Raw genomic sequence first — 15,364 nt, forward strand, 5'->3', positions numbered from 1 at the left:
GCGATAAAATGGCGAGTTTAACAAATCCGCCGCAATCCCAACCGGGGCGCGGCGCGCAAAGCTTTCGGATCACGCATGGCAGACGTTGAAAAAACCGTGTTGATTGGCTACTCGGCCGAACAGATGTTCGACCTGGTCACCGACGTCAAGGACTATCCGAACTTTCTGCCGTGGTGCGGCGGCGTGGAAATCTACGAGCAGACGGAAACGTCACTCGACGCGCGTGTCGATATCGCCTTCAAGGGCATCCATCAGTTCTTTCGCACGCGCAACGTGCAAACGCGGCCCACCCGCATCGATATGACGTTCGCAGACGGGCCTTTCAAGTCGTTCACCGGTTTCTGGATCTTCACGCCGCTGCGCGCGGATGCCTGCAAGATTAACTTCCACCTGCATTACGAGTTTTCCAGCGTGATTCTGGAAAAGCTGATCGGCCCGGTGTTCAGCATGATTGCGAATACCTTTGTCGACTCATTCGTCAAGCGCGCCGAGGCGGTGTATGGCGAGTCCTGAATCCGGGTCCCTGATTGACGTAATGGTCTGCCTGGCGACGGTCACGCCGCCGCAGCTCGTCAACGTGCAAGTGCCGGCACAGGCGACAGTGGCCGACGCCGTGCGCGCGTCCGGCTTGCTCAGCGGCGTGGATCTGACGATCGAGACCTGCCGGCTGGGCGTTTACGGCAAGCGCAAGACGCCCGATGCCGCATTGCATGCGCGTGATCGGGTGGAAATCCTGGGCCCGCTGATCGCCGATCCGAAGACCGCACGCCGGCGGCGCGTGCAGAAAGTGCGAGCAACCGGCACTCGTGAAGGGCTGAAGTGGCTGCGCAACGAGGCGCCGCCCAAAGATGACGTCCTCGAATAAGTCTTAGTCTTAGCCGCAGTTCTGGTCCAGCACGGCTTGGTTGCGCTGGATGGCCTGGGCGCGCTGGTTGTCATCCATATACGAAAGCGACCCATCCGGCTGCGGCGTGGCATAGCGGCGGCCGCCTTGCAGGTAAGCGGTGTCGGCGCGAAGGCGCTGGCATTCTGCCTGTTTGCGCTGGGCCTGCTCCGCCTGCTTGGCCTCGTCCTGTTCCTTCTTGGCGCGGTCGGCCATGCGTTTGCGCAGTTCTTCATCCGGCTTGGGCGCGGCGACGCCGGAGGCCGGCTGGCCGGGTTTCGCGGCTGGGTTCGAGTCTGCCGCCTTGACGCCCGAGGCCGGCGCAGAAAGCGCCTCGTAGGCCGTGGCGGTGCGGCTGTTCGGGTTGCGGATGATGCGGCTGGGCGGCACCGACGGCGGCGGTGCAGCGTCGCTGTAGACCATGTGGCCCTTGTCGTCGCGCCATTGCCAGGCCCATTGCGCCTCGGCAACCGGGCAGGCAAGGGCGATCAGGGCAGCAGTGGCAGGCAACAGGACGTGCAGTCGTTTCATGGAGTTCTCGTTCGTGGACTGCCGACGGCGCGCTGGCCGACCCGACGACGGCCCCTCGACGCGCACGGGAGCCCGGTGGCGTGATCGCCACTCGCCAATCTACGCCGACGGCCTGGCTCGGCCTGTCGACTCGCCCCCCGGCAAGGCGCCCAGTTTATGCAGACTTGTCGTTGGCGTGCAAGCGCACCGACCAGCCGACGCCCAGGATCAGCAAGGCGATTGCGGCGATCTCAAGCGGGCGTGGCCAGCGGCCGTCATACACAAAGCCATATGCCAGCGCAAACAGCGTCTCGAACACGATCATCTGGCCCGACAGCGTGAGCGGCAGCCGTCGCGAGGCGATGTTCCACAGGTTGTTGCCGATCAGCGACGCGCCGAGCGCCACGGCCGCATTGACCGCCCAGAACGTGCCCCAGATACGCCCGCCGGCGCCCATCCATGCTGTGCCAACCGTGAGCAAGGCCACCGTGATCAATGCTGCCGACAGAATGCCGCTCGAAATGCCATATAGAGCAGACCATTCGTTGCTGGAAAAATGCGGATTGCGCTGCAGGTAGCGGGCGTTGTCCACGGCGTACCACGTCCAGCTGCACAGCGCGCCGGCCGCGCAGACGATGCCCGCAACGCGCTGCCAGATCGGCCGGACATTGGCCGCCGCAGCGGTGGCCTGATGGCCAAACAGGTCGACATTGATGCAAACAATGCCCGCAGCCACCACGAGCAGCGGCCAGATCAGCCGGGAAAGCGGTACAGCGCCATGGTCCCGCCGCCCCAGGACCGTGACGGTGATGGGCAAGATGCCGATGATCAGCGAGGTGGGCGCGACCCCGGCCAGTTGCACGGCGAAGGCCACAAGTACGTAATAGACAAGGTTGCCGCTGCAGGATTGTCGGACGAGCGCCAGGCAATCGGCGCGCGTTATCTTGCGGGCAATGCGGGGGAGGATCGGGCCGGCCGCAATGGCGGCGATGATGCCGTAGGCGAGGTAGCGGCCGAGGGTCAGTTCCCACGGTGAAAAGGCGGGCAGCGCGCGGGGCGCGATAAAGACCATGCCCCACATCGCCCCGGCCAGCAGGGCGCACAATACGCCAATTCCCATTCGAACACTCGCGAGGCTGATTCGGCGCGGCCGCTGGCGGCGCAGGGCGCTGGAGGTGCGTGCGCGAAGAAAAATTTATCGAGCATAGCACGGGTCTCTACAACCGTGGGGCGAATTCCCGTATAATCCGATTTTGCGCCTAGAGGAAATTGCTATGCGTCTTGTCCAGAAAGCACTCACGTTCGATGATGTGCTGCTCGTCCCGGCCTACTCGGCCGTCCTGCCCCGCGATACGTCCCTTCGCACCAGGCTCACCCGTTCGATCGAACTCGCCATTCCGCTCGTCTCCGCCGCCATGGATACGGTCACGGAAGCGCGGCTCGCCATCGCCATGGCGCAGCAAGGTGGCATCGGTATCGTCCACAAGAACCTGAAGCCGGAAGAACAGGCGCGCGAAGTCGCCAAGGTCAAGCGCTTTGAATCGGGCGTGCTGCGCGACCCGATCACCATCGGTCCGGACATGAAGATCCGCGACGTGATGGCGCTGTCGGCCCAGCACGGCATCTCGGGCTTCCCGGTGCTGGAAGGCAAGAAGGTGGTGGGCATCATCACCAACCGCGACCTGCGCTTTGAAGAAGAACTGGACGCCCCCGTGCGCGCCAAGATGACGCCGAGCGAGAAGCTCGTCACCGTCAAGGAAGGCGCCTCGCTGGAAGAGGCCAAGCGCCTGATGAACAAGCACCGCCTGGAGCGTGTGCTGGTGGTGGGCGAGGCTTTCGAGCTGCGCGGCCTGATCACCGTCAAGGACATCCAGAAGGCCACCGAATATCCGCTGGCGTCGAAGGACGAACGTGGTTCGCTGCGCGTGGGTGCAGCGGTGGGCGTGGGCCCGGATAACGATCTGCGTATCGACTTGCTGGTCAAGGCCGGTGTGGACGTGATCGTCGTCGACACCGCGCACGGCCACAGCCAGGGCGTGCTGAACCGCGTGCGCTGGATCAAGGACAACTACCCGCAAGTGCAGGTGATCGGCGGCAACATCGCCACGGGCGACGCTGCCAAGGCGCTGGTCGACCACGGCGCAGATGGCGTCAAGGTCGGCATTGGCCCCGGCTCGATCTGCACGACGCGGATTGTCGCCGGCGTGGGCGTGCCGCAGATCTTTGCCGTGTCGAATGTGGCCGAGGCACTGAAGGGCACCGGCGTTCCGCTGATCGCCGATGGCGGTATCCGCTACTCGGGCGACGTCGCCAAGGCCTTGGCTGCCGGCGCACACACCGTGATGATGGGCGGCATGTTTGCCGGTACGGACGAATCGCCGGGTGAGGTGTTCCTGTTCCAGGGTCGCTCGTACAAGAGCTACCGCGGCATGGGCTCGGTGGGCGCGATGAAGGACGGCGCTGCCGACCGTTACTTCCAGGAAGACAACACCGCCAACGTCGACAAGCTGGTGCCCGAAGGTATCGAGGGCCGCGTGCCTTACAAGGGCTCCGCATTGCCGATCGTGCATCAGCTCACGGGCGGCGTGCGTTCGTCGATGGGCTACTGCGGTTGCGCATCGATTGCCGAATGGCACGAGAAGGCGCAGTTTGTCGAGATCACCGCTGCCGGCATGAACGAATCGCACGTGCACGACGTGCAGATCACGAAGGAAGCGCCGAACTATCACCGCGACTGATCGCTTGTCGATCTTCGCAAACAAGATAGACGGCAAGCAGTACTGCCGCCGGGGTGCGCGGGCGCTCCGGCTGAATCAACCGGCGGCCGAAGCACGGGCGGCCGCCCGCAACTGGAGACGATGATGAAAGCGCTTTTGCGACTCGTTCTGTTTCTGGATGCGGCTGTCGCACTGTGCGTCGGTCTCGTCCTGTTGGCTTCACCGATGACGTCCATCTTCGGCGCGCTGCAATTGCCGCAGCCGGAGCCTGCGATGTACGGCCAGCTGCTCGGCGTCACGCTGATTGGCGTGGCCTGGCTGCTGTGGCACGCCACGGTCAACGGTCAACTGACGACCGCCGTGGCGCAGGTGGTCGGTCATGTGAACCTGGCCGTCGCCGTGCTGGTGATCGCCTGGCTGCTGTTCTTCCACCTGCCGGTGGACGGCGCAGGCCGCATCTGGCTGCCGACGTTTGCGGCGGTGCTGGCGGCGTTTTCCGCTGTGCAGATTCCCGCCTCGCGCCGCGTGCGCACCCATGAGCGTGTGCGCGCGCAGAAGGCCCGCGAAGATGCCGCGGCCGCGCGCGAACGCGAACGGGCAGAAAAGGCGCAACGCAAAGAACCTGGCTACATGCCGCCTCCGGGCTACGGCCCCGGCACTGAAGTCGACACGATTGCCGATTCCATTCCTCCACAACATGCACGACAAAGTCCTCATCCTTGATTTCGGCTCGCAGGTCACGCAACTGATTGCGCGGCGCGTGCGTGAAGCACACGTCTATTGCGAGATCCACCCGAACGACGTGTCCGATGCCTTCGTGCGCGAGTTCGCACCCAAGGCAATCATCCTGTCCGGCAGCCACGCCAGCACCTACGAAGACCATCAGCTGCGTGCCCCGCAGGCCGTGTGGGACTTGGGCGTGCCCGTGCTCGGCATCTGCTACGGCATGCAGACCATGGCCGTGCAGCTGGGCGGCAAGGTGGAGTGGAGCGACCACCGCGAATTCGGTTACGCCGAAGTGCGCGCGCATGGCCACACCCGCCTGCTCAAGGACATCCAGGACTTCACCACGCCGGAAGGCCACGGCATGCTCAAGGTGTGGATGAGCCACGGCGACAAGGTGGCCGAGCTGCCCCCGGGCTTCAAGCTGCTGGCATCGACGCCGAGCTGCCCCATCGCCGGCATGGCCGACGAGGCGCGTGGCTACTACGCCGTGCAGTTCCACCCGGAAGTCACGCACACCGTGCAGGGCCGCGCGATGCTCGAGCGCTTCGTGCTGGAGATCGCCGGTGCCAAGCCGGACTGGATCATGCGCGACCACATCGAGGAAGCCGTCAAGCGCATCCGCGAGCAGGTCGGCGATGAAGAGGTGATCCTCGGCCTGTCGGGCGGCGTCGATTCGTCGGTGGCGGCGGCGCTCATTCACCGCGCGATCGGTGACCAGCTGACCTGCGTGTTCGTCGACCACGGCCTGCTGCGCCTGGACGAAGGCAAGATGGTGATGGACATGTTCGCCGGCCGCCTGCACGCCAAGGTCGTGCACGTGGACGCGTCTGAGCAGTTCCTCGGCCACCTGGCCGGTGTGACGGACCCGGAAGCCAAGCGCAAGATCATCGGCCGCGAGTTCGTTGAGGTGTTCCAGGCCGAAGCCAAGAAGCTCAGCAACGCCAAGTGGCTGGCGCAGGGCACGATCTACCCGGACGTGGTGGAATCGGGCGGCACCAAGACCAAGAAGGCAACGACGATCAAGAGCCACCACAACGTGGGCGGCCTGCCGGAAACGCTCGGCCTGAAGTTGCTCGAACCGCTGCGCGACCTGTTCAAGGATGAAGTGCGCGAGCTGGGCGTGGCGCTCGGCCTGCCGCATGAAATGGTCTATCGCCATCCGTTCCCGGGGCCGGGCCTGGGCGTGCGTATTCTGGGCGAGGTCAAGCGCGAATATGCAGACCTGCTGCGCCGTGCCGACGCCATCTTTATCGAAGAGTTGCGCGGTACCAAGGCCACGGCGCAGGACGCTGCCGCCGGCCTCTGCGGCGAAGGCGATGTGGGCAAGAGCTGGTACGACCTGACCAGCCAGGCGTTTGCGGTGTTCCTGCCGATCAAGTCCGTCGGCGTGATGGGCGATGGCCGCACATACGACTACGTGACGGCGCTGCGTGCCGTGCAGACCACCGACTTCATGACCGCACATTGGGCGCATCTGCCGTACACGCTGCTGGGCCGCGTGTCGAACCGCATCATCAACGAAGTGCGTGGTTTGAGCCGTGTCGTGTACGACGTGTCGGGCAAGCCGCCTGCGACGATTGAGTGGGAGTGAGGTTTTCTCCCCAAGTGGAAAGAAGCCCGCATGACGCGGGCTTTTTTCTGTCCAGCGTCTGCGCCGGGAGGGCCGACGCTGGCGCGCTATGTAATATTTGTTGACACACCGACAGAACACCTGTAGAACCAATCCCCGCAGGATCTTCAAGCAGTTACTCCGATGTTCTGGGTCGTCACGCCACGCGGTACTTCCTTTGCTCCATGTTTCTTCCTTGATTGTCGTGCCTGGTGAGCACAGGCTCATACAGAACTTTTTAGGATATCCAACATGGAAACCGGCACAGTAAAGTGGTTCAACGACTCCAAGGGCTTCGGCTTCATCACCCCGGACGCAGGCGGCAACGATCTCTTCGCCCACTTCTCTGAAGTTCAGGGCAGCGGGTTCAAGTCCCTCCAAGAGGGCCAGAAGGTTCGCTACGTTGCAGGCGTTGGCCAGAAGGGCCCGGCTGCCACGAAGATCGAAGCGATCTGATCGGTCGTTCATCTGCCAAGAAAAAACCCCGCATCGCGGGTTTTTTTTTTTCAGCTGAACGCACGCGCCACGGCTCGCCTATGCCGCCTGCTTGCGCGGCCGCCGTACCGCGCGAATCTTCCCCGTGGTGCCGCCGCCGCAAAAGAACTGATCGGCACCGTTCGATTCCAGCCCCGACACAGTGATGCCGGCCGGCATATCAAGCTGCTCCAGCACTTCACCGGTTTGCGGATCGATGTGGCGCAGCTCGCTCGTATCGGCTTCCCACGTCGCGTGCCAGAGTTCCCCGTCCACCCACGTGACGCCGGTCACGAAGCGGTTGGATTCGATGGTGCGTAGCACCTTGCCGGTGTCCGGATCGATCTGGCGGATCTTCCGCTCGCGGTAATGCCCGACCCACAGCGTGCCTTCGGCCCAGGCGAGGCCTGAGTCTCCGCCCGCACCGGGCGCGGGAATCGTGGCGAGCACGGTGCCTGTTTGCGGGTCGATCTTCTGGATGCGGTCTTCGGCAATCTGGAACAGGTGCCGTCCGTCGAACGCCGTGCCGGCATGGGCGGGCACATCGATCGAGCGCAGTGCCTTGCCGCTGTCGGGGTCGAGTTCCTTCAACTGGCCGCCGGCAGCAAACCAGACGTGCTGACCGTCGTAGGTCACGCCGCCTACGTTTTCAGCGCCGGGGAAGGGGCCGTATTCGCGCACGACTTCGGCGGTGGATCGTTTCATGTGGGGCTCGCTGGATTCGGTTGTGGAGCCTTCATCCTAGTCACTTGGCAGCGGCGCAGGGAGTAACAAGGTGGTCGCGAATCCGGGTACCGGCGGCGTGACCCAGCGGCGCGCCCGCCCGCGTCCGAAGAACTGCACCTTGCCGGCGGCGGCCAATGCGTCGAGCGCGCGCTGTACCGTGCGCTGGCTGGCCCCGAGCGCCAATGCCAATGCAGAGCTGGACCACGATTCCCCATCGGCCAAGCACGCCAGCACGGCGGCGTATTGCTCGTCGACGGGCTGCGCGAGCACGACCACGCTTGGCGCAGCATGGGGTTGCAGTGCGAATCCCTGCTGGGTCGCCTTGACCGTGCCCAACGCACCAAGTGCCGTGCGCAAACGACCGATTTCCACGCGCAGGCGCACACGGTGCGAGTCGTCGGGATGCCGGGTGCGGAATGCGCCCGCGATGAGGGCGTCTCGGGGCACGTCTTCCGGCCACGCTTCGGCCAATGCCCGCGCCAGCGTGAAGAGCACGGGCCGCGTGGCAAGGGGGACGACCGCATCGGTCTGTCGCACGGCGAGTCGGCATGCGTCCACCACCAGCGCGTCTGACGCGAAGAGGGCTTCGACATCATCAAGACGCAGGACACGTTCTTCGCCGCGCGAGATGAGCCGCGCAGCCGGTGCGCTCAAGGCCTGGGCGGCACGTTCCACTTCGGCGGTGAGCGTCGGGATGCCGGCTTGACGCGCCGCGATATCGGCGTCGTTCAAGGCTGCGCGTGCGCCGGCGGTCTGCAAACGTCGGATGGCAATGCCGGCGACGACGAGCGCATGTGCCGCGCGCAAGACCGCAGGAAGACGCGCCGGGCTTAGCGCGGCGAGCGCGGCTTCGGCGTCGTCCAGGCGGCCGATCAGCAACAGGCGGCGGATGCTGAGATACCGCGCGTGTGCGGCGTTGACGTGATCGCCGTGCGCCTCGAGCGTGGCGCATGCGGTGTCCAGGGTTTTGGCGGGCCAGCCCAGATCGCGCGAGGCGAGGGCGACTTCGGCTTCCGCGATGATGCAGCGTGCGCGTGCCACGGCCTCGCGTGCGCCGAATGCACGGGCGGCGCGGCGCAGCAGGAGCTTGGCGCGTGCCAGGTCACCGAGCTGGGCCATGGCGATGCCGCGCAGTGCGAGTGCTGGCGCGTCGTCACGCAAGGCGACGCGGTTCAGCGCTCCGAATGGGTCACCGGCGGCGAGTGCGCGGGCTGCAGCCGTGATCAATGAATCCATTCGAATCCCGCCACACTTGTCACTCCCGCCGTTTGAGGTCGGCGCCTAATCTAGCACACGACCACTCACCCAAAAACGGAGGCAAGCATGAGTGCAACACACCCGACAGCAACCCGCGCAACCTGGCTGGCAGAGCGCATTGAACTGCTCAAGGCCGAGAAGGAACTCACGCGCCGCAGCGATGAACTCGCGCGCCGCCGGCAGGCACTGCCGTGGGTCCGCGTCGACAAAAGCTATCGCTTTGAAACCGAGAGCGGCAACGCCTCGCTGGCCGATCTGTTTGGCGGCCGCTCGCAACTGCTGGTCTATCACTTCATGTTCGGGCCCGACTACAAGGCGGGCTGCCCATCGTGCTCGATGATTGCCGATGGCTTCGATGGCTTCGTCACGCATCTGGCGAACCACGACGTCACGTTGATGGCGGTGTCGCGAGGGCCGTTGGCCAAGTTGCTGGAGTACCGGGAGCGGATGGGCTGGAGCTTCCCGTGGGCGTCGTCGGTGGGCAGTGATTTCAACTACGACTTCAACGTCTCGATCACGGAAGACCAGCAGCGCGCCGGCAGCGCCGACTACAACTACGTGCGCGGCAGCCACGTGATGGATGCATCCGACTTGCCCGAACCCGTGCAGCAGTTCGCCAGCATGTGCGGCACCGATGCGCCCACCTACGTGCGCGACCGTCCCGGCATGAGCGCGTTCGTGCTGGAAGATGGCGTCGTGTATCACACGTATTCCACCTACGCGCGCGGGCTCGACGGCTTGTGGGGCGCATACCAGTGGCTGGACCGCGCGCCGCTGGGCCGCAACGAAACCGGTGTCTGGTGGCGTCGCCATGACGAATACGCTCAGCAGCGTTGAGCTGTCACGCGAGCAAGCCGTGTCCGAGCGCGGCTTTCTGGCCGTCTAGGCATTGCTGTTTATCGCCAGCACGGCGGCGACGGTGGCATGGTGCAACGCCATGCCGGCCATGAGCGAGATCCCGATAGCCTGGATGCCGATGTGCGGTCAGACATGGTGGAGCTTTGCAGCCTCATTTGTTGCCATGTGGACGGTGATGATGGCGGCGATGATGCTGCCGTCATTGCTGCCGATGCTGCGGCAGTATCGCGTGGCGCTTCACCTGGCAGGCGAGCAGAACGTCGATGCGCTGACGGCGTTTGCAGGCGTGGGGTACTTCGCGGTGTGGGCGCTGATCGGCGTCATGGTCTTTGCGCTGGGTGCGGCATTAGCCCAGCTCGAGATGACATGGCCCGTGCTGGCACGCGGGGCGCCGGTTGCGAGCGGCGCAGTCGTCCTGTCGGCGGGCGCTCTGCAGTTCAGCGCATGGAAGGCGCGCCAGCTTGCACGGTGCCGCGCAGTGCCAGCGCCTGGGCGCGCTGCATGGCGATTTGGCTTGCGCCTCGGCCTGCGCTGCGCCGGGTCGTGCGCGGGGCTGACGGCAATCCTGCTGGTGACCGGCGTGATGGATCTGCGCGCAATGGCGGCTGTGTCAGCGGCGATTACGCTGGAGCGCCTGGCACCTGCGGGCCAGCATATGGCCCGCTACGTTGGCGCGGTTGCCATCGGCGCCGGGTTGCTGTTGGTGCTGCGCGCCGCGTTTCCCTGAGGCATGCCGCGTACACGCGTTACATCACCGCGCCAAGCTGCCACGGCACGAACTCGTTGTCGCCCAAACCATTGAGTTCGCTCTTGGTGGGCGTGCCGGAGGCAGTGGCCAGCATCAGCTGGAACAGCGCATCGCCGGCTTGCGCGATGCTGAGGCGGCCATCGACGATACCGCCGCAGTCGTAGTCCATGTCGAGTTCCATGTGCCGATAGAGCGTGCTGTTGGTCGCAAGCTTCAAGGAGGGCACCGGCTTGCAGCCATAGGTGGACCCGCGGCCCGTTGTGAAGCAGATCAGGTTGGCGCCCCCCGCGACCTGGCCCGTGGCAGACACGGGGTCGTAGCCCGGCGTGTCCATGAAGACGAGGCCGTGCGTCTGCACCGGCTGCGCGTATTCATACACGGCCATCAGCCCGCTGCTGCCGCCCTTGGCGACCGCCCCGAGGGATTTTTCCAGGATGGTCGTGACGCCACCGGCCTTGTTGCCGGGCGAAGGGTTGTTGTTCATGTCCGCGCCCAGCGTGCGGGTGTAGTGCTCCCACCACGCGAGCCGGTTCATCAGCGCATCGGCAACCGCAGGTGAGGCGGCGCGTGCGGTCAACAGGTGTTCTGCACCATAGATCTCGGGCGTTTCGGATAGCACCGCGGTGCCGCCGTGCCGCACAAGCAGATCCACCGCGGCGCCCAGCGCCGGGTTGGCGCTGATGCCGGAGTAGCCGTCCGAGCCGCCGCATTGCAGGCCCACCGTGAGGTGGCTTGCGGGGACTGTGCTGCGTTGTGCCTGGTTCGCGATCGGCAGCATGTCGCGCAGCATGGACAGGCCGGCCGCAATGGCTTCGCGCGTGCCGCCTTCCTCTTGGATCGTCAGCGATGCGAACAGGCCCGGTGTGCGCGCCCCGAGCATCTGCACGAGCGGCGCGACCTGGTTGACTTCGCAACCGAGACCAACGATCAGCACGCCGGCAAAGTTTGGGTGATCGGCGTAGCCGCGCAGCGTGCGCTGCAGCAGTTCCAAGCCTTCGCCGTTGCCGGCCATGCCGCAGCCGCTGCCGTGCGTGATGGCGACCACGCCATCCACGTTGGGAAATGCAGCCGCCTCTGCCTGGGCCGCTTGCACGATATGCCGACACACGGTGGCCGAGCAATTCACGCTGGAGATGACGCCAATGAAATTGCGCGTGCCGACGCGGCCATCCGCCCGCACGTAGCCCTCGAACGTGGCGGGCGTGTCGACGGGGACGGTGGCGCGGTACGCGTGACCAACAGCATGCTGGGCAGTCGCGTGCGCCATGCCGATGTTGTGGACGTGCACGTGCTCACCCGCACGGATGGGTGCCGTCGCCACGCCGATGACCTGCCCATATTTGTGCACCGGCTGGCCCACGGCGATGTCTCGCAATGCGACCTTGTGTCCGGCGGGAATGGCATCGCGGGTGGTCAATGCAGCGTTGAGCGCTGCGCTGGGCGCGAGCGCCACGCGCGCGACGGCGACGTCGTCGTCGGGGGCAAGCAGGATGAGGGGAGCGTCGGACATGGTGCGTTGCAGGTTCAATTCGGATTGGCCAGCGCGGCGTTCAGGCGCGGCTGGGCAAGGTGCAAGCCCAACTGATGCGCGAGCGCGACGATGGGTGCCAGGCGCCGCTGCTTCTTCTGCGCGTGGTTCTGCGCGATGTCGGCCAGGCGGTGGGCAAGGTAGGGGTTCAACAGTCGTTCGCGTAGCAAGACGAGATAAGCCTCGGCGGCATCGCGCTTGCCCAGGGCTGTGAATACGGGAACGATCTCGTCGTGCCACAGGGCTTCCAGCTCCGGCCGCAGGCGCGCGTCTTCCATGGCCTGCGCGACGGTCATGTCGGCGGGGTGCGCATCTTCGCGCCAACGCTCGGCCAGAAACGTGTGGCCCGCGTTGAGCAGAAAGAGCTTGAGGCGCTCGTGATGATCGAGTTCATCCGTCAGGACGATGGCCGGATGTGTGCAGGGCAGCACCAGCCCCGGGCGGCGCTCGATGGCCCACAGGGCGTACGGTTCCGCCACGGCGCCCACGGGGTGCAATGCCTCGGAGACGATGCGGTCTACGAGCGAGTTGGCCCAGACACAATGCGTGCGCAGCCAATCGACGAATGCGGTGGGCAGGGCCCATTGCCGTGCCAGCGCGCAGACCGTTGCGCAGAGCGTGTCGCCATTGCGCTCGATCAGCTCGCACGGAAACAGCGACAGCGGCGCGTGCGGCTGTCGCAACCAGCGGCCGAGCAGCAGCGCCACGAGTTTCGCGGGGAAGCTGCGCGGCACGCGCGATGGCTGCTGGATCAAGCTGGCATCGTCGCGCGGGTCGAGCTGGTAGCCCTGGTCGGCGGTGTTGGACACGACGACCTGCACGTCTGTTGCCATGAGGTCGCGCAGTTGCTCCCAATCGGCGTCGGCCTGCAGGGCGCGCTGCACGGCGTGGCAGGTGACAGTCTGGTCAACGGGTGCGCCGTCTCGCAAGCCGCGAATGCGCACCGGGTAACCCGCGCCGCCGGCAAGCGCCGCCACACGCGCGGCACTGGCCGGGTTGGCGGTCGTCTGTACGACCGTGATGCCGCCCAGCGCTTGTCCCACGTCGAGCGCTTCCGACACGAACAAGTCGACGTGCGCCTGCAGGAAGCGGCTCGTGCCGAACTGGAGGATCGGCGCCGTCATGCGCTCAGCACTCCACGATGGCTTTCACCACGCCGGCGGCGGGATCGAGCAGCGTCTTGAAGTGCTCGGGCACATCCGCCAGCGCCATGCGGTGCGTATTGAGCGCGCCGGGAATCTTGCCCGCGCGCATGGCGTCGAGCACGGTCTCGAAATCTTCCGTGGTGGCGTTGCGACTGGCGAGCAGCGTGGTCTCGCGTTTGTGGAATTCCGGATCGGAGAACGAGAGGTTGGCCGCCACCACCGAGATCAGCACATACGTGCCGGCATGCGCCACAAAGCGCAGGCCGCGCTCCATGGCCTTCGGATTGCCCGTGGCGTCGAACACAACGTCATAGAACTCGTTGTCCGTAAGCGTGGCGAGTTGCGCTTCGTCGGCATCGCCCAGCGCAACGCTGGCATCCACGCCGAGTTGCTCCGTCGCAAAGGCGAGGCGATCCGCGCGTGAATCCAGCGCCGTGACCGTCGCGCCGCGCAGCTTGGCGAAGATCATGGCGGCCATGCCGATCGGGCCGGCGCCGACGACCAGCACGCGCTGCTCGGCGCGCACCTGCGCCCGACGCACGGCGTGCGCGCCAATAGCCAGAAATTCCACCATCGCGGCCTGATCGAGGCTGACGCCGTCTGCCTTGTGCACGAAGGCTTGCGGCACGCTCAGGTATTCCGTGAAGGCCCCGTCGCGATGCACGCCCAGCACCTGGATATTGACGCAGCAGTTTGTCCGGCCCTGGCGGCATGCAACGCAGTGGCCGCAGGACAGGTACGGCATCACGTAGACCACGTCGCCCTTGCTCAGCGCGCTGCCGGCCGGCGCCTGTTCGACGATGCCCGACAGCTCATGCCCCATCACGCGCGGGTAGTTGAGGTAAGGCTGATTGCCGGTGAAGATGTGCAGGTCGGTGCCGCACACGCCCACGCGTTTGACGCGCAGCAGCACTTCGCCTTCGGCGGGGCTCGGGACGGGCCGGTCCAGTGCGCGCAGCGTGCCCGGCGTCTCGCAAACGACGGTCAGCATGATGCGGCTCCCGCCGAGGGCGCGCCGCCAGTCTCCGCCCGGCTGAGGCATCGAATAGGTGGTGTATGGGCGCGTGGCAATGGCAAACGATGGGTCACCTTCCGGTCTCCTTGGGTGGGATGAGGTGAGGGCCGACTGCTTGCGCGTACTGCGCCAAGTTGAGGGAAATGGTGCGCGTCTCCCACAACTGGTCATGCCAAACAGGCCTCACCTATTGGTCAGGCCAATTTAACATCTCGCGTGAAATTCCTGGAGGGGGGAAACCCTGATGTCGGAAATCCCTTGTTTTCAAGGGGTCAAGGCGTAGTGGGCAGATATTTGGTCAGGCCGCTTTGATGCGGTCTGGCCTGGCGTAAGGCCCCGCGGCAGGGTTGCGCGGCCGCGGGCAGGCCGCGCATGAGGCAGGGAGGCTTACTGCGGGGCGTCTTGCTGAATGGCGCCGGCGATCCAGCGTTCTTCCGACGCCCGCAAGTGCGCCCGCATGGCGGTTTGCGCCGCGATGGGGTCGCCGGCCTGCAGCGCCTTGAGAATCTCTTCGTGCTCATGCACGGCCGCATGCCAGCTGGATTCGCCTTCCGCGTGGTCGCGGATGGCCATGGCGAGCGGGTCATGGCGGCTGTCGAACAGCTCCGCCACGAAGCGGCTCAGGACCGAATTGCCGGCCGTCTCGGCAATCAGCATGTGGAACTGGCGGTCGGCATCGGTGGGCGACTTTCCGCTCGATGCGAGTTTCTTCATGCGGTCGATGGTGCGCTGGAGCTTGTCGAGCGTGGCGGCCGTCAGCCGCCCAGTGGCAAGCGTGATGACATCGCCTTCGAGCACGGCCCGGGCCTGCATCAGCTCAGAAGGGCTTTCGCCCAGCGACGGAATGGCCGCGCTTTCGCTGACCGCGCTTGCGTCCTGCACATACACGCCGGAACCCATGCGGATTTCCACCTGGCCGCCGATCTCCAGCGCGATCAGCGCCTCGCGCAGCGACGGTCGCGACACGCCCAGCGTTTGCGCGAGTTCGCGTTCGGGCGGCAGGCGTGTGCCGGGGCCGAGCTTTTCTTGCTGGATCAGCGCGAGAATCTGCGCGGCTACGGATTGGTAAAGCCGCTTTGGCTCTGTCTGCTTCATTGTGGTGTGGTTTTAGGCGCTGACGTGACTGCGTTCGGGTGTGTTTCGAGTCTAGCATGCGCACCGCGAGCCG

16 protein-coding genes are annotated in these 15,364 nt (G+C 65.5%); 8 read left to right on the plus strand and 8 right to left on the minus strand.

The features are described 5' to 3' along the window. Nucleotides 1–75: 75 nt before the first annotated feature. Both R2676_RS22755 and R2676_RS22760 read left to right on the plus strand, forming a co-directional pair. Nucleotides 76–513 carry a type II toxin-antitoxin system RatA family toxin gene (locus tag R2676_RS22755; protein WP_009238217.1) on the plus strand — a complete coding sequence of 146 codons (438 nt, stop codon included), beginning with the start codon at nt 76–78 and terminating at the stop codon, nt 511–513. Then, on the plus strand, nt 500–865 hold the full coding sequence (locus R2676_RS22760) for an RnfH family protein (RefSeq protein WP_206271828.1): 366 nt from the start codon (nt 500–502) through the stop codon (nt 863–865). The genes R2676_RS22755 and R2676_RS22760 overlap by 14 nt, the downstream gene beginning before the upstream one ends. A 9-nt stretch (nt 866–874) precedes the next feature. Here R2676_RS22760 and R2676_RS22765 read toward each other — a convergent pair whose 3' ends face one another. Next, nucleotides 875–1,414, minus strand: coding sequence for a DUF4124 domain-containing protein (locus R2676_RS22765; protein WP_206271827.1), 540 nt, complete (start codon nt 1,412–1,414; stop codon nt 875–877). Between the two features lie 154 nt (nt 1,415–1,568). Then, nucleotides 1,569–2,513, minus strand: a complete 945-nt coding sequence (locus tag R2676_RS22770; RefSeq protein WP_206271826.1) for a DMT family transporter — start codon at nt 2,511–2,513, stop codon at nt 1,569–1,571. 154 nt (nt 2,514–2,667) lie between these two features. Between R2676_RS22770 and guaB the strand changes: the two genes are divergently transcribed. The 4 genes from guaB (at nt 2,668) to R2676_RS22790 (ending at nt 6,901) form a co-directional block, all read left to right on the plus strand. Next, a complete protein-coding gene (gene guaB, locus R2676_RS22775) occupies nt 2,668–4,131 on the plus strand; it encodes an IMP dehydrogenase (protein WP_206271825.1) in 1,464 nt (487 codons plus the stop codon). A 123-nt stretch (nt 4,132–4,254) separates the two neighbouring features. Then, nucleotides 4,255–4,833: a hypothetical protein gene (locus R2676_RS22780; RefSeq protein ID WP_012761917.1), complete on the plus strand. Its 579-nt coding sequence runs from the start codon at nt 4,255–4,257 to the stop codon at nt 4,831–4,833. Then, a complete protein-coding gene (guaA, locus tag R2676_RS22785) occupies nt 4,808–6,427 on the plus strand; it encodes a glutamine-hydrolyzing GMP synthase (RefSeq protein ID WP_206271824.1) in 1,620 nt (539 codons plus the stop codon). The genes R2676_RS22780 and guaA overlap by 26 nt, the downstream gene beginning before the upstream one ends. 270 nt (nt 6,428–6,697) lie before the next feature. Beyond that, nucleotides 6,698–6,901, plus strand: coding sequence for a cold-shock protein (locus R2676_RS22790; RefSeq protein WP_027677448.1), 204 nt, complete (start codon nt 6,698–6,700; stop codon nt 6,899–6,901). Between the two features lie 78 nt (nt 6,902–6,979). On the opposite strand, the gene R2676_RS22795 is transcribed toward R2676_RS22790, so the two are convergent. Together R2676_RS22795 and R2676_RS22800 are read right to left on the minus strand one after the other, a co-directional pair. Then, nucleotides 6,980–7,624, minus strand: a complete 645-nt coding sequence (locus R2676_RS22795) for a Vgb family protein (RefSeq protein WP_206271823.1) — start codon at nt 7,622–7,624, stop codon at nt 6,980–6,982. Nucleotides 7,625–7,660: 36 nt separating this feature from the next. After that, nucleotides 7,661–8,881, minus strand: coding sequence for a helix-turn-helix domain-containing protein (locus R2676_RS22800; RefSeq protein WP_206271822.1), 1,221 nt, complete (start codon nt 8,879–8,881; stop codon nt 7,661–7,663). A gap of 87 nt (nt 8,882–8,968) precedes the next feature. Between R2676_RS22800 and R2676_RS22805 the strand changes: the two genes are divergently transcribed. Together R2676_RS22805 and R2676_RS22810 are read left to right on the plus strand one after the other, a co-directional pair. Beyond that, nucleotides 8,969–9,739, plus strand: a complete 771-nt coding sequence (locus R2676_RS22805; RefSeq protein ID WP_206271821.1) for a DUF899 domain-containing protein — start codon at nt 8,969–8,971, stop codon at nt 9,737–9,739. Between the two features lie 100 nt (nt 9,740–9,839). Continuing rightward, a complete protein-coding gene (locus R2676_RS22810; RefSeq protein ID WP_410482500.1) occupies nt 9,840–10,487 on the plus strand; it encodes a DUF2182 domain-containing protein in 648 nt (215 codons plus the stop codon). Between the two features lie 19 nt (nt 10,488–10,506). Here the strand turns inward: R2676_RS22810 and R2676_RS22815 are convergent, their stop codons facing one another. The 4 genes from R2676_RS22815 to R2676_RS22830 all read right to left on the minus strand — a co-directional run bounded on the left by R2676_RS22815 (nt 10,507) and on the right by R2676_RS22830 (nt 15,291). Further along, on the minus strand, nt 10,507–12,018 hold the full coding sequence (locus tag R2676_RS22815; protein ID WP_206271820.1) for a UxaA family hydrolase: 1,512 nt from the start codon (nt 12,016–12,018) through the stop codon (nt 10,507–10,509). Nucleotides 12,019–12,032: 14 nt separating this feature from the next. Further along, entirely contained in the window at nt 12,033–13,160 is a 1,128-nt protein-coding gene (locus R2676_RS22820) for a mannitol dehydrogenase family protein (protein ID WP_206271819.1), read from the minus strand. A 4-nt stretch (nt 13,161–13,164) separates the two neighbouring features. Then, a complete protein-coding gene (locus R2676_RS22825) occupies nt 13,165–14,172 on the minus strand; it encodes a zinc-binding alcohol dehydrogenase family protein (RefSeq protein ID WP_206271818.1) in 1,008 nt (335 codons plus the stop codon). A 411-nt stretch (nt 14,173–14,583) separates the two neighbouring features. Next, complete coding sequence (locus R2676_RS22830; RefSeq protein ID WP_027677440.1) at nt 14,584–15,291, minus strand: FadR/GntR family transcriptional regulator; 708 nt, start codon at nt 15,289–15,291, stop codon at nt 14,584–14,586. Between the last annotated feature and the right edge of the window lie 73 nt (nt 15,292–15,364).

Source organism: Ralstonia flatus, from assembly GCF_958439105.1.
Lineage (GTDB): Bacteria > Pseudomonadota > Gammaproteobacteria > Burkholderiales > Burkholderiaceae > Ralstonia > Ralstonia flatus.

Coding starts and splice junctions, on each gene's coding strand:
- R2676_RS22795 (WP_206271823.1), bottom strand. CDS start 7,624: ATGAAACGATCCACCGCCGAAGTCGTGCGCGAATACGGCCCCTTCCCC.
- R2676_RS22800 (WP_206271822.1), bottom strand. CDS start 8,881: ATGGATTCATTGATCACGGCTGCAGCCCGCGCACTCGCCGCCGGTGAC.
- R2676_RS22765 (WP_206271827.1), bottom strand. CDS start 1,414: ATGAAACGACTGCACGTCCTGTTGCCTGCCACTGCTGCCCTGATCGCC.
- R2676_RS22755 (WP_009238217.1), top strand. CDS start 76: ATGGCAGACGTTGAAAAAACCGTGTTGATTGGCTACTCGGCCGAACAG.
- R2676_RS22780 (WP_012761917.1), top strand. CDS start 4,255: ATGAAAGCGCTTTTGCGACTCGTTCTGTTTCTGGATGCGGCTGTCGCA.
- R2676_RS22805 (WP_206271821.1), top strand. CDS start 8,969: ATGAGTGCAACACACCCGACAGCAACCCGCGCAACCTGGCTGGCAGAG.
- R2676_RS22760 (WP_206271828.1), top strand. CDS start 500: ATGGCGAGTCCTGAATCCGGGTCCCTGATTGACGTAATGGTCTGCCTG.
- R2676_RS22770 (WP_206271826.1), bottom strand. CDS start 2,513: ATGGGAATTGGCGTATTGTGCGCCCTGCTGGCCGGGGCGATGTGGGGC.
- R2676_RS22830 (WP_027677440.1), bottom strand. CDS start 15,291: ATGAAGCAGACAGAGCCAAAGCGGCTTTACCAATCCGTAGCCGCGCAG.
- R2676_RS22790 (WP_027677448.1), top strand. CDS start 6,698: ATGGAAACCGGCACAGTAAAGTGGTTCAACGACTCCAAGGGCTTCGGC.
- R2676_RS22825 (WP_206271818.1), bottom strand. CDS start 14,172: ATGCTGACCGTCGTTTGCGAGACGCCGGGCACGCTGCGCGCACTGGAC.
- guaA (WP_206271824.1), top strand. CDS start 4,808: ATGCACGACAAAGTCCTCATCCTTGATTTCGGCTCGCAGGTCACGCAA.
- R2676_RS22810 (WP_410482500.1), top strand. CDS start 9,840: ATGCCGGCCATGAGCGAGATCCCGATAGCCTGGATGCCGATGTGCGGT.
- R2676_RS22815 (WP_206271820.1), bottom strand. CDS start 12,018: ATGTCCGACGCTCCCCTCATCCTGCTTGCCCCCGACGACGACGTCGCC.
- guaB (WP_206271825.1), top strand. CDS start 2,668: ATGCGTCTTGTCCAGAAAGCACTCACGTTCGATGATGTGCTGCTCGTC.
- R2676_RS22820 (WP_206271819.1), bottom strand. CDS start 13,160: ATGACGGCGCCGATCCTCCAGTTCGGCACGAGCCGCTTCCTGCAGGCG.